Origin of the sequence: Enterobacter cloacae complex sp. OE43NF, assembly GCF_023544405.1 — a bacterium.
Classification (GTDB): domain Bacteria; phylum Pseudomonadota; class Gammaproteobacteria; order Enterobacterales; family Enterobacteriaceae; genus Enterobacter; species Enterobacter cloacae.
Genome location: NZ_JAMJFW010000021.1, coordinates 23886 through 35198, shown reverse-complemented (window position 1 = coordinate 35198; position 11313 = coordinate 23886). Strand labels below are relative to the sequence as shown.

The 11313-nt window shown below is 56.1% G+C and carries 11 protein-coding genes; 8 read left to right on the top strand and 3 right to left on the bottom strand.

Annotated elements, in window-relative coordinates:
• Positions 1-97: 97 nt before the first annotated feature.
• From uvrD to corA, 3 genes are all read left to right on the top strand, one after another.
• Positions 98-2260, top strand: a complete 2163-nt coding sequence (gene uvrD / locus M8370_RS11915; protein ID WP_013099255.1) for a DNA helicase II — start codon at positions 98-100, stop codon at positions 2258-2260.
• 149 nt (positions 2261-2409) lie between these two features.
• Entirely contained in the window at positions 2410-2466 is a 57-nt protein-coding gene (gene ysgD, locus M8370_RS11910; RefSeq protein WP_212743980.1) for a YsgD/CorL family protein, read from the top strand.
• A gap of 151 nt (positions 2467-2617) precedes the next feature.
• A complete protein-coding gene (gene corA / locus M8370_RS11905) occupies positions 2618-3568 on the top strand; it encodes a magnesium/cobalt transporter CorA (RefSeq protein WP_008501540.1) in 951 nt (316 codons plus the stop codon).
• Between the two features lie 71 nt (positions 3569-3639).
• Here the strand turns inward: corA and rarD are convergent, their stop codons facing one another.
• Together rarD and yigI are read right to left on the bottom strand one after the other, a co-directional pair.
• Complete coding sequence (rarD, locus tag M8370_RS11900; protein WP_029883129.1) at positions 3640-4536, bottom strand: EamA family transporter RarD; 897 nt, start codon at positions 4534-4536, stop codon at positions 3640-3642.
• Positions 4537-4587: 51 nt separating this feature from the next.
• Positions 4588-5055: an acyl-CoA thioesterase YigI gene (gene yigI, locus M8370_RS11895; RefSeq protein ID WP_250021101.1), complete on the bottom strand. Its 468-nt coding sequence runs from the start codon at positions 5053-5055 to the stop codon at positions 4588-4590.
• 162 nt (positions 5056-5217) lie between these two features.
• Here yigI and pldA point away from each other — a divergent pair, with 162 nt between their 5' ends.
• From pldA to rhtC, 3 genes are all read left to right on the top strand, one after another.
• Positions 5218-6087: a phospholipase A gene (gene pldA, locus M8370_RS11890; RefSeq protein ID WP_250021100.1), complete on the top strand. Its 870-nt coding sequence runs from the start codon at positions 5218-5220 to the stop codon at positions 6085-6087.
• A 90-nt stretch (positions 6088-6177) separates the two neighbouring features.
• A complete protein-coding gene (gene recQ, locus M8370_RS11885; protein WP_038420793.1) occupies positions 6178-8007 on the top strand; it encodes an ATP-dependent DNA helicase RecQ in 1830 nt (609 codons plus the stop codon).
• 61 nt (positions 8008-8068) lie between these two features.
• Entirely contained in the window at positions 8069-8689 is a 621-nt protein-coding gene (gene rhtC, locus M8370_RS11880) for a threonine export protein RhtC (RefSeq protein WP_014833703.1), read from the top strand.
• Here the strand turns inward: rhtC and rhtB are convergent.
• Positions 8686-9306: a homoserine/homoserine lactone efflux protein gene (gene rhtB / locus M8370_RS11875; protein ID WP_013099249.1), complete on the bottom strand. Its 621-nt coding sequence runs from the start codon at positions 9304-9306 to the stop codon at positions 8686-8688. The two genes, rhtC and rhtB, sit on opposite strands and share 4 nt — an antisense overlap.
• A 111-nt stretch (positions 9307-9417) precedes the next feature.
• Here rhtB and pldB point away from each other — a divergent pair, with 111 nt between their 5' ends.
• Both pldB and yigL read left to right on the top strand, forming a co-directional pair.
• A complete protein-coding gene (gene pldB / locus M8370_RS11870) occupies positions 9418-10410 on the top strand; it encodes a lysophospholipase L2 (protein WP_013099248.1) in 993 nt (330 codons plus the stop codon).
• Positions 10411-10435: 25 nt separating this feature from the next.
• Positions 10436-11236 (top strand): sugar/pyridoxal phosphate phosphatase YigL, encoded by an 801-nt coding sequence (gene yigL, locus M8370_RS11865; protein WP_013099247.1) that lies wholly within the window; start codon positions 10436-10438, stop codon positions 11234-11236.
• The last annotated feature ends 77 nt before the right edge of the window (positions 11237-11313 follow it).

Below are 11313 nucleotides of genomic sequence, written 5' to 3'. Positions count from 1 at the left end.
ATTGTATAAATTACCAGGGTTTTTGCAGTTGTAGGCCCGGTAAGCAAAGCGCCACCGGGCGCTTTGCTGTGTTCCTGAATACTATGTGACGGTGCCAATGGACGTTTCTTACCTGCTCGACAGCCTTAATGACAAACAGCGTGATGCGGTTGCCGCCTCGCGTACCAACCTGCTGGTGCTGGCTGGGGCGGGCAGTGGTAAGACGCGCGTGCTGGTTCACCGTATCGCCTGGCTGCAGAGCGTGGAAAACTGCTCTCCATACTCCATCATGGCGGTCACGTTTACCAACAAGGCGGCGGCGGAGATGCGCCACCGTATCGCCCAGTTGATGGGTACCAGCCAGGGCGGCATGTGGGTCGGCACCTTCCACGGTCTGGCGCACCGCCTGCTGCGTGCGCACCATATGGACGCCAATCTGCCGCAGGATTTCCAGATCCTCGACAGCGAAGACCAGCTCCGTCTGCTGAAACGCCTGATTAAAGCGATGAATCTCGACGAGAAACAGTGGCCGCCACGTCAGGCGATGTGGTACATCAACGGCCAGAAAGACGAAGGGTTGCGCCCGCACCATATTCAGAGCTTTGGTAACCCGGTGGAGCAGACCTGGCAGAACGTTTACAAGGCCTACCAGGAAGCGTGTGACCGCGCCGGGCTGGTGGACTTTGCCGAACTGTTGCTGCGCGCCCACGAGCTGTGGCTGAACAAACCGCATATCCTGCAGCACTACCGTGAACGCTTCACCAACATCCTGGTGGACGAATTCCAGGATACCAACAACATCCAGTACGCCTGGATCCGCCTGCTGGCCGGGGATACCGGCAAGGTGATGATCGTAGGCGATGACGATCAGTCCATCTACGGCTGGCGTGGCGCGCAGGTGGAAAACATTCAGCGCTTCCTCAACGACTTCCCCGGCGCCGAAACCATCCGTCTGGAGCAGAACTACCGCTCGACCAGCAATATCCTCAGCGCGGCCAACGCCCTGATTGAAAACAACAACGGACGTCTGGGTAAAAAGCTGTGGACCGATGGGGTCGACGGTGAGCCGATTTCCATTTACTGCGCCTTCAACGAGCTCGACGAAGCACGTTTCGTGGTGAACCGCATCAAAACCTGGCAGGACAACGGTGGCGCGCTGGAACAGTGTGCCATTCTCTACCGCAGCAACGCCCAGTCGCGCGTGCTGGAAGAGGCGCTGCTGCAGGTGAGCATGCCGTACCGTATCTACGGCGGCATGCGCTTCTTCGAACGTCAGGAGATCAAAGACGCGCTCTCGTATCTGCGCCTGATCGCTAACCGAAACGACGATGCGGCGTTTGAACGTGTGGTGAATACGCCAACCCGCGGCATTGGTGACCGAACGCTGGACGTGGTGCGTCAGGCCTCGCGCGATCGTCAGCTTACGCTCTGGCAGGCGTGCCGCGAGCTGTTGCAGGAAAAAGCCCTCGCCGGGCGCGCCGCCAGCGCGCTGCAGCGCTTCCTGGAATTAATTGACGCGCTGGCGCAGGAAACCGCCGACATGCCGCTACACGTGCAGACTGACCGGGTGATCAAAGACTCCGGCCTGCGCACCATGTACGAGCAGGAGAAAGGCGAGAAGGGCCAGACCCGTATTGAGAACTTAGAGGAACTGGTGACGGCAACGCGCCAGTTCAGCTACAACGAAGAAGACGAAGACCTGATGCCGCTGCAGGCGTTCCTTTCTCACGCCGCGCTGGAAGCGGGCGAAGGGCAGGCGGATACCTGGCAGGATGCGGTTCAACTGATGACCCTGCACTCTGCCAAAGGCCTCGAATTCCCGCAGGTGTTTATCGTCGGCATGGAAGAGGGCATGTTCCCGAGCCAGATGTCGCTGGATGAAGGCGGGCGTCTGGAAGAGGAACGCCGTCTGGCTTACGTAGGCGTGACGCGAGCGATGCAGAAGCTGACGCTGACCTACGCTGAAACCCGCCGTTTGTACGGCAAAGAGGTCTATCACCGTCCGTCGCGCTTTATCGGCGAATTGCCGGAAGAGTGTGTCGAAGAGGTTCGTCTGCGTGCCAGTATCAGCCGCCCGGTCAGCCATCAGCGGATGGGCTCGCCGATTGCGGAAACCGACACCGGCTATAAGCTGGGCCAGCGCGTGCGTCATTCGAAGTTTGGTGAAGGCACCATCGTCAATCTGGAAGGCAGCGGCGAGCACAGCCGCCTGCAGGTGGCGTTCCAGGGGCAGGGGATCAAATGGCTGGTGGCCGCGTATGCCAAGCTGGAAGCAGTGTAACTTTCAGAAAAATATCATTATTTTGTAATAATCTGCTAGCCTTATACGTTGAAGGTCAATTAATGTCCTTCAGCGTTTCGTTGCGTGTTGACGCCACAGTTGCTGCTGGCGTAACATGCGCGCACGATTACGCTAAGAGGACATTCGCCTTGGACACACCCAGTAGATACTGGCTCAATTCCCTGTCATCCAGGAACAACTCCTAAGGCTATCTCCTCTTGCTGATGGCCTTAGTGGTTGTCAGCGACCTGCATTATTCCCGTCGCGCTGAGTCAGGCTGTTTAATGGTCTGAAACCCAATTTGTTTCTGTGTGCCCACCGAACTGTCCGATATTTTTTGCATTGGGAGTCCCGGTCATGTTGAGCGCATTTCAACTCGAAAATAACCGACTGACTCGGCTTGAAGCCGAAGAGTCACAGCCCCTCATTGATGCCGTATGGGTGGATCTGGTCGAGCCGGACGACGATGAACGCCTGCGCGTACAATCTGAGCTGGGGCAGAGTCTGGCCACTCGCCCGGAACTGGAAGACATCGAAGCATCCGCACGTTTTTTTGAAGACGAAGACGGCCTGCACATTCACTCCTTCTTCTTCTTTGAAGATGCCGAAGACCACGCGGGGAACTCCACCGTGGCGTTTACCATTCGCGACGGTCGCCTGTTTACCCTGCGCGAGCGCGAACTGCCGGCGTTTCGTCTCTACCGTATGCGCGCCCGCAGCCAGGCGATGGTGGACGGCAATGCTTACGAATTGCTGCTCGATCTGTTCGAAACCAAAATTGAGCAGCTGGCGGATGAGATTGAAAATATCTACAGCGATCTGGAAAAACTGAGCCGCGTCATCATGGAAGGCCATCAGGGCGATGAATACGACGAAGCGCTCTCCACGCTGGCGGAGCTGGAAGATATCGGCTGGAAGGTGCGTCTGTGTCTGATGGATACCCAGCGCGCGCTGAACTTCCTGGTGCGCAAGGCGCGTCTGCCGGGCGGCCAGCTGGAACAGGCGCGTGAGATCCTGCGCGATATCGAATCCCTGCTGCCGCACAACGAATCACTGTTCCAGAAGGTCAACTTCCTGATGCAGGCGGCGATGGGCTTTATCAACATCGAGCAGAACCGCATTATCAAGATCTTCTCGGTGGTATCCGTGGTGTTCCTGCCGCCGACGCTGGTGGCATCCAGCTATGGGATGAACTTTGAGTTTATGCCAGAGCTGAAGTGGAGTTTCGGCTATCCGGGGGCGATTATCTTTATGATCCTCGCCGGGCTGGCGCCGTATCTCTATTTCAAGCGTCGCAACTGGCTGTAAAAATCTGGCGGGTGGCGCTGCGCTTACCCGCCCTACGATCGAATTCCCTCTCCCACCGGGAGAGGGGAAAATCACAGCCCTTTACGCACCCGGCGCTGGGTATAAATCGCGTCAGCGACAAAAATCGCCAGTGCCACCCAGATAAACGCGAACGTCACCATCTTATCCGCACCCGGCACTTCGCCGTAAAACACCACCGCCAGCAGGAACATCAGCGTTGGGCCGATGTACTGGAAAAAGCCCAGCGTGGACAGACGCAGGCGTGTTGCCGCACCGGTAAAGCAGAGCAGTGGGATGGTCGTCACCACGCCTGCGGCCATCAGCATTACATTCAGGGACCACGGGTTGCTGCCCATGTGGCTGGTCGGGCTGTCGGCTATGCCGAATAGATAGATAGCGGCCACCGGCAACAGCCACAGGGTCTCAAACAGCATGCCGGTTTGCGCTTCCACGGCAATCTTCTTACGCACCAGCCCGTAGAACGCAAAGCTGAACGCCAGCCCCAGCGCAATAACAGGCAGTGAACCGAAGGTCCACAGCTGAACCAGCACGCCGCAGAAGGCGAGGATCACCGCCAGCCACTGCATCCGGCGGAAGCGCTCGCCGAGGAAAATCATCCCCAGCACAATATTCACCAGCGGGTTAATAAAGTAGCCCAGACTCGCTTCGAGCATGTGATGGTTATTCACCGCCCAGATAAACAGCAGCCAGTTTCCGCCAATCAGTACTGCCGAGAGTGCCAGCAGGAAGATCTTCTTCGGGGTTTGTAGCAGCGTTTTGACGCCAGACCACTGACGGCTAACGCTCATCAGCGCGATCATGAAGAAGAAGGACCAGATGACGCGGTGAGTGAGGATCTCATCAGCCGGTACGTAAGCGATAAATTTAAAGTAGGCGGGTGCGACACCCCAAATAAAATAAGCGGCAAGGGCGAGTAACACGCCCTGCCGCGTCTGTTTAGCATCCATCGGGAAAATCCGTGACAAAAAAGTGAATTAACTTTACCCGATTTTTCAGCTTCAACCCACCATATAAGTGGCGGTTGCGCTGGCGATATAAAGTTGTTCTTCGTTATGCAGTTCAACACGCGCCACGGCAACCTTATTACCCGCGCGGAGCAGGCTGCTGCTGCAGGTGAAGCGGTTTCCGCGCCCGGGACGCAGATAATCGACGCGTAAATCGATGGTACCCATGCGGGATAAGCGCTTACGCAGCTCGTCTTCGTTGATGGTGTCATGGCGGGTCAGGGTGCTGCCAACACATACCAGCCCTGCAGCCACGTCCAGCGCGGAGGCAATTACCCCGCCATGTAAAATGCTCTGTGCCCAGTTGCCTACCATCATCGGCTGGTTGTTAAAGCTGAGCTGGGCAAAGTCTTTTTCGTAACGCTCCAGCTCCAGTCCCAGCGCGCGGTTAAACGGCATATGGTAAACAAAAATCTCGCCCACGAGTTTTAACGCTTCTTCGGCGGTTAGCATGGCTGACATGAGACATCACATCCTTAATGTTAATAAAATGTTGATTTTATGCCCGGACAGGCAAGAATGCCACTTTCAGAAACGAGGATGCAGCAGTTGCTGCAGAAGTCTGTAGAATGTGCGCCATATAACGATTCAGATCATTTAACATTTTGCAGGAGAACACCACCGATGCGGACGTATCTGGCAGGGTTACTGGCAGCGGTTGCGCTGCCTCTCACAGCCTATGCGCAGGAAGCGACAGTCAAAGAGGTGCATGATACGCCAGCAGTTCGCGGTAGCATTATCGCTAACCTGCTGCAGGAGCATGATAATCCCTTCACGCTCTACCCGTACGACACCAACTATGTGCTCTATACCTGGACCAGCGATCTCAACAAAGAGGCGATTCGCTCCTATGACTGGGCTGAGAATGCGCGCAAAGATGAGGTGAAATATCAGCTCAGCCTCGCATTTCCGTGCTGGCGCGGCATTCTGGGGCCGAATTCGGTTCTCGGTGCGTCTTATACCCAGAAATCCTGGTGGCAGCTTTCCAACAGCGGTGAATCTTCACCGTTCCGTGAAACCAACTATGAGCCCCAGCTGTTCCTGGGGTTCGCAACGGATTATGAGTTTGCAGGCTGGACATTGCGTGACGTTGAAGTGGGCTTCAACCATGACTCCAACGGCCGTTCCGATCCAACCTCACGTAGCTGGAACCGCGCCTATACGCGCCTGATGGCGCAAAACGGTAATATGATGGTGGAAGTGAAGCCGTGGTACGTGGTGGGCAGCACCGATGACAACCCGGATATCACCAAATATATGGGCTACTATCAGCTCAGGATTGGCTATCAGCTGGGTGATGCGGTGCTGAGCGCCAGGGGCCAGTACAACTGGAACACCGGTTACGGCGGCGCAGAAGTGGGCTTAAGCTACCCGATGACCAAACACGTGCGTATCTATACGCAGGTCTACAGCGGTTACGGCGAGTCGCTCATCGATTACAACTTCAATCAGACCCGCGTGGGTGTCGGCGTGATGCTGAACGATATTTTCTAAGACGCTCGAATGTTTTTGCGTTAAACGTTGAAGTTTCTCTCTCAGGCGCTGAAAATAGCGCCTGTTTTATTTCTGGCATATGGGGTTAACGTGGCGCAGGCGGAAGTATTGAATCAGGAGTCGCTGGCTAAACAGGTTTTGCATGAAACCTTTGGCTACCAGCAGTTCCGTCCTGGCCAGGAAACCATCATTGAAACCGTGCTGGAAGGCCGTGATTGCCTGGTGGTAATGCCGACCGGTGGCGGTAAATCGCTCTGCTATCAGGTGCCCGCGCTGGTACTTAATGGCCTGACGGTCGTGGTATCGCCGCTGATTTCTCTGATGAAAGACCAGGTTGACCAGCTGCTCGCCAACGGCGTGGCGGCGGCCTGTCTTAACTCCACGCAAACCCGCGAGCAGCAGCAAGAGGTGATGGCCGGTTGCCGTACCGGACAGATTCGCTTGCTGTATATCGCACCAGAACGGTTGATGCTGGATAACTTCCTCGACCATCTGGCGCACTGGAATCCCGTTCTGCTGGCCGTTGATGAAGCGCACTGTATCTCGCAGTGGGGTCACGATTTCCGCCCGGAATATGCGGCACTTGGTCAGCTGCGTCAGCGCTTCCCTGAACTGCCGTTTATGGCGCTGACCGCTACGGCAGATGACACCACGCGGCTGGATATCGTCCGCCTGCTGGGGCTGAACGACCCGCTGATCCAGGTCAGCAGCTTCGACCGCCCGAACATCCGCTATATGCTGATGGAAAAATTCAAGCCGCTGGATCAGCTTCTGCGCTATGTGCAGGAGCAACGCGGCAAGTCAGGCATCATTTACTGCAACAGCCGCGCGAAGGTGGAAGACACCGCTGCGCGTCTGCAAAACCGCGGCTTTAGCGCGGCGGCCTATCATGCCGGGTTAGAAAACCACATCCGCGCCGACGTGCAGGAAAAATTCCAGCGTGATGACCTGCAGATTGTGGTGGCGACGGTGGCGTTCGGCATGGGCATTAACAAGCCCAACGTCCGCTTTGTGGTGCACTTCGACATTCCGCGAAATATCGAATCCTACTACCAGGAAACCGGCCGCGCAGGCCGTGATGGTCTGCCTGCGGAAGCGATGCTGTTTTACGATCCGGCCGATATGGCGTGGCTGCGCCGCTGCCTTGAAGAGAAACCTCAGGGACAGCTGCAGGATATCGAGCGTCACAAACTCAACGCCATGGGCGCGTTTGCGGAAGCGCAGACCTGCCGCCGTCTGGTGCTGCTCAACTACTTTGGTGAAGGGCGTCAGGAGCCGTGCGGCAACTGCGATATCTGTCTCGACCCGCCAAAGCAGTACGATGGCCTGATGGACGCGCGTAAGGCGCTTTCGACCATATACCGTGTTAATCAGCGCTTCGGGATGGGCTACGTGGTGGAAGTGCTGCGCGGCGCCAATAACCAGCGTATCCGCGACATGGGCCACGATAAGCTGCCTGTCTACGGTATTGGTAAAGACCAGAGCCACGAGCATTGGGTCAGCATTATTCGTCAGTTGATTCACCTCGGTTTTGCCACACAGAACATCGCCCAGCACTCCGCGCTTCAGCTCACCGAAGCCGCGCGCCCGGTGCTGCGTGGGGATGTTGAACTCAAGCTCGCCGTGCCGCGCGTAGTTGCCCTGAAACCGCGGGTGATGCAGAAATCCTACGGCGGCAACTACGACCGCAAGCTGTTTGCCAAACTGCGCAAACTGCGTAAAGCGATTGCCGATGAAGAGAACATTCCGCCATATGTGGTCTTCAACGACGCGACGCTGATCGAGATGGCCGAGCAGATGCCGCTCAGCGCCAGCGAAATGCTGAGCGTCAACGGCGTGGGCACGCGCAAGCTGGAGCGCTTTGGTAAAGAATTCATGGCGCTCATCCGTTCACATGTCGATGGTGATGATGAGGAGTAGTCAGCCGCGCAAAAAAGTGCCAGGATGATGACTCACTGAATTATTTCCCCGCGAGCGAATTATGTTAATGCTATTTCTTACCGTGGCGTTGGTGCACATTGTTGCGCTGATGAGCCCGGGCCCTGACTTTTTCTTCGTGTCACAAACCGCCGTCAGCCGCTCCCGCAAAGAAGCAATGATGGGGGTGTTGGGTATCACTATGGGTGTTATGGTCTGGGCGGCCGTGGCGCTGCTTGGCCTGAACCTCATCCTGGCGAAGATGGCGTGGCTGCATAACATCATCATGGTTGGTGGCGGTCTGTACCTGTGCTGGATGGGCTACCAGATGCTGCGCGGAGCGCTGAAGAAAGAAGAGAAAAAACCGCAAGAGCCAAAAGTTGAGCTGGCAACGGGCGGCCGTAGCTTTGTGAAAGGGCTGCTGACCAACCTGGCGAACCCGAAAGCGATTATCTATTTCGGTTCCGTCTTCTCCCTGTTCGTGGGCGACAGCGTGGGGGCGGGTGCACGCTGGGGTATCTTCCTGCTGATCGTGGTTGAGACGTTTGCGTGGTTCACCGTTGTTGCCAGCCTGTTTGCCTTACCGGCGATGCGCCGTGGCTATCAGCGCATCGCGAAATGGATTGACGGCTTCGCCGGCGCGCTGTTCGCCGGCTTTGGTATCCATCTTATTATCTCTCGCTAAGCATGACGCGCTGACGCAAGCAGCGCGCCAACCAGCATAAACAGCGAACCAAACACTTTGTTCAGGGCCTTCATTTGCTTAGGCCCTTTAATCCATGCTGCAATCCGCTGCGCCAGCGTCGCGTAGCCAATCATCACAATAATATCGACAACAATGGTGGTCACGCCCAGGACTACGTACTGCATGACCTGCGGCTGATGCGGGACGATAAACTGCGGGAACAGGGCAGCCAGAAAAACGATGCTTTTTGGGTTGGTCAGATTCACAAACACCGCCCGCTTAAACAGGCGACCGCGCGTTTGCGTCCGGGCAAGAGTGTTGAGGTCAATTGAGCCTGCTGCGCGCCACTGCTGAATGCCGAGCCAAATCAGATACGCCGCACCGGCCCATTTCAGCACTTCAAATGCCAGCACCGAGCGGGAGAAGAGCGTCCCTAAACCCACGCCCACCAGCACAATGTGAATCCCCAGTCCGGTTTGCAAACCGGCAATGGATGCTGCCGCCCCGCGATAACCGTGGTTAATGGAGGTTGTCATGGTATTAATTGCCCCCGAACCCGGTGACAGGCTGAGGATGATGGATGTCAGCAGGTAAGCGAACCACCACTCGAAGGTCATTTGAAACTCCCGAATCGTCTGTTTTTATGCCACAATACGCTATTGTTGAGTCATTTTGTGACCAGTTACGAAAAAAACGATATTCCCTGAATGACGGGGGGTGGAAACCCGATGTTGCAGCAGAAAAAGGACTGGGAAACACGAGAAAACGCATTTGCTGCTTTCTCCATGGGGCCGCTGACCGATTTCTGGCGTCAGCGTGAGGAAGATGAGTTTACGGGCGTCGGGAATATCCCGGTGCGCTTTGTTCGTTTCCGTGATGAAAAAAATGACCGGGTGATTGTGGTCTGCCCCGGGCGTATCGAAAGCTACATAAAATATGCCGAGCTGGCGTACGACCTGTTCCATCTGGGTTTTGACGTGTTAATTATAGACCATCGCGGGCAGGGGCTTTCTGGTCGAATGTTGCCAGATACCCATCGCGGCCACGTAGATAACTTCAGTGATTATGTCGACGATCTTGCCGCCTTCTGGCAGCAGGAAGTGCAGCCCGGCCCGTGGCGTAAGCGCTATATTCTTGCGCACTCCATGGGCGGCGCGATCTCTACGCTCTTTTTGCAGCGCTACGATCACCAGTGCGATGCCATTGCGCTGACCGCGCCGATGTATGGCATTGTGATACGTTTTCCGGACTGGATGGTGCGCCATCTTCTCGACTGGGCTGAGGGCCATCAGCGCATACGTGAAGGTTACGCCATCGGAACAGGGCGCTGGCGGGCTTTGCCGTTTGCCCTCAATGTCTTAACCCATAGCCGTCAGCGTTATCGCCGCAACCTGCGCTTCTATGCCGATGAGCCTCGCTTGCGCGTTGGCGGCCCCACCTGGCACTGGGTGCGGGAGGGGATACATGCCGGGGAGCAGGTTCTGGCGGGCGTTGGTGATGATGACACGCCGACACTCCTGATTCAGGCTGAAGAAGAGCGTGTGGTGGATAACCGCATGCATGACCGTTTTTGTGAACTGCGCGCTGCCGCCGGTCACCCTTGTGAAGGGGGTAAACCGCTGGTCATCAACGGCGCGTACCATGAGATCCTTTTTGAAAAGGACGCTATGCGCTCAGTCGCGCTTAACGCCATCGTCGAGTTTTTCGACCGGCATAACTGATTTTCTATTGAGGTTAAATTTTCCTATGTACCAGGTTGTTGCATCTGATTTAGATGGCACGCTGCTTTCCCCCGACCACACCCTGTCGCCGTACGCGAAAGAGACCTTAAAGCTGCTGACTGCCCGTGGCGTGCACTTTGTGTTTGCCACCGGGCGCCACCACGTGGATGTGGGGCAGATCCGCGATAATCTTGAGATTAAATCGTACATGATCACCTCCAACGGTGCGCGCGTTCACGACACCGATGGCAATCTGATCTTTACCCACAACCTGGATCGTGATATTGCCGCCGATCTGTTCGGTGTGGTGCACAATAATCCGGCTATCGTCACGAACGTTTACCGCGACGATGACTGGTTCATGAACCGCCACCGCCCGGAAGAGATGCGCTTCTTCAAAGAAGCGGTGTTTAACTACTCCCTGTATGAGCCAGGTCTGCTCGAGCCGGAAGGGATCAGCAAAGTCTTCTTTACCTGCGAAAGTCACGAAGAACTGCTGCCGCTGGAGCAGGCGATCAACGCCCGCTGGGGCGATCGCGTCAACGTAAGTTTCTCCACGCTGACCTGCCTGGAAGTGATGGCGGGTGGCGTTTCCAAGGGGCACGCTCTGGAAGCGGTGGCCAAACGCATGGGCTTTGAGCTGAAAGACTGTATCGCCTTTGGTGATGGCATGAACGATGCTGAGATGCTCTCTATGGCGGGTAAAGGCTGCATCATGCAGAACGCGCACCAGCGCCTGAAAGACCTGCACCCGGAGCTGGAAGTGATCGGCACCAACGCAGACAATGCGGTACCAAAATATCTGCGCAAGCTGTTCCTTGAATAATCTTCATTTGGTTATTTATTGCTCAGTTGTCAACTAAAGAGTTCGCTACAATGCCTCTCCTTCTTTCTGAGAGACAA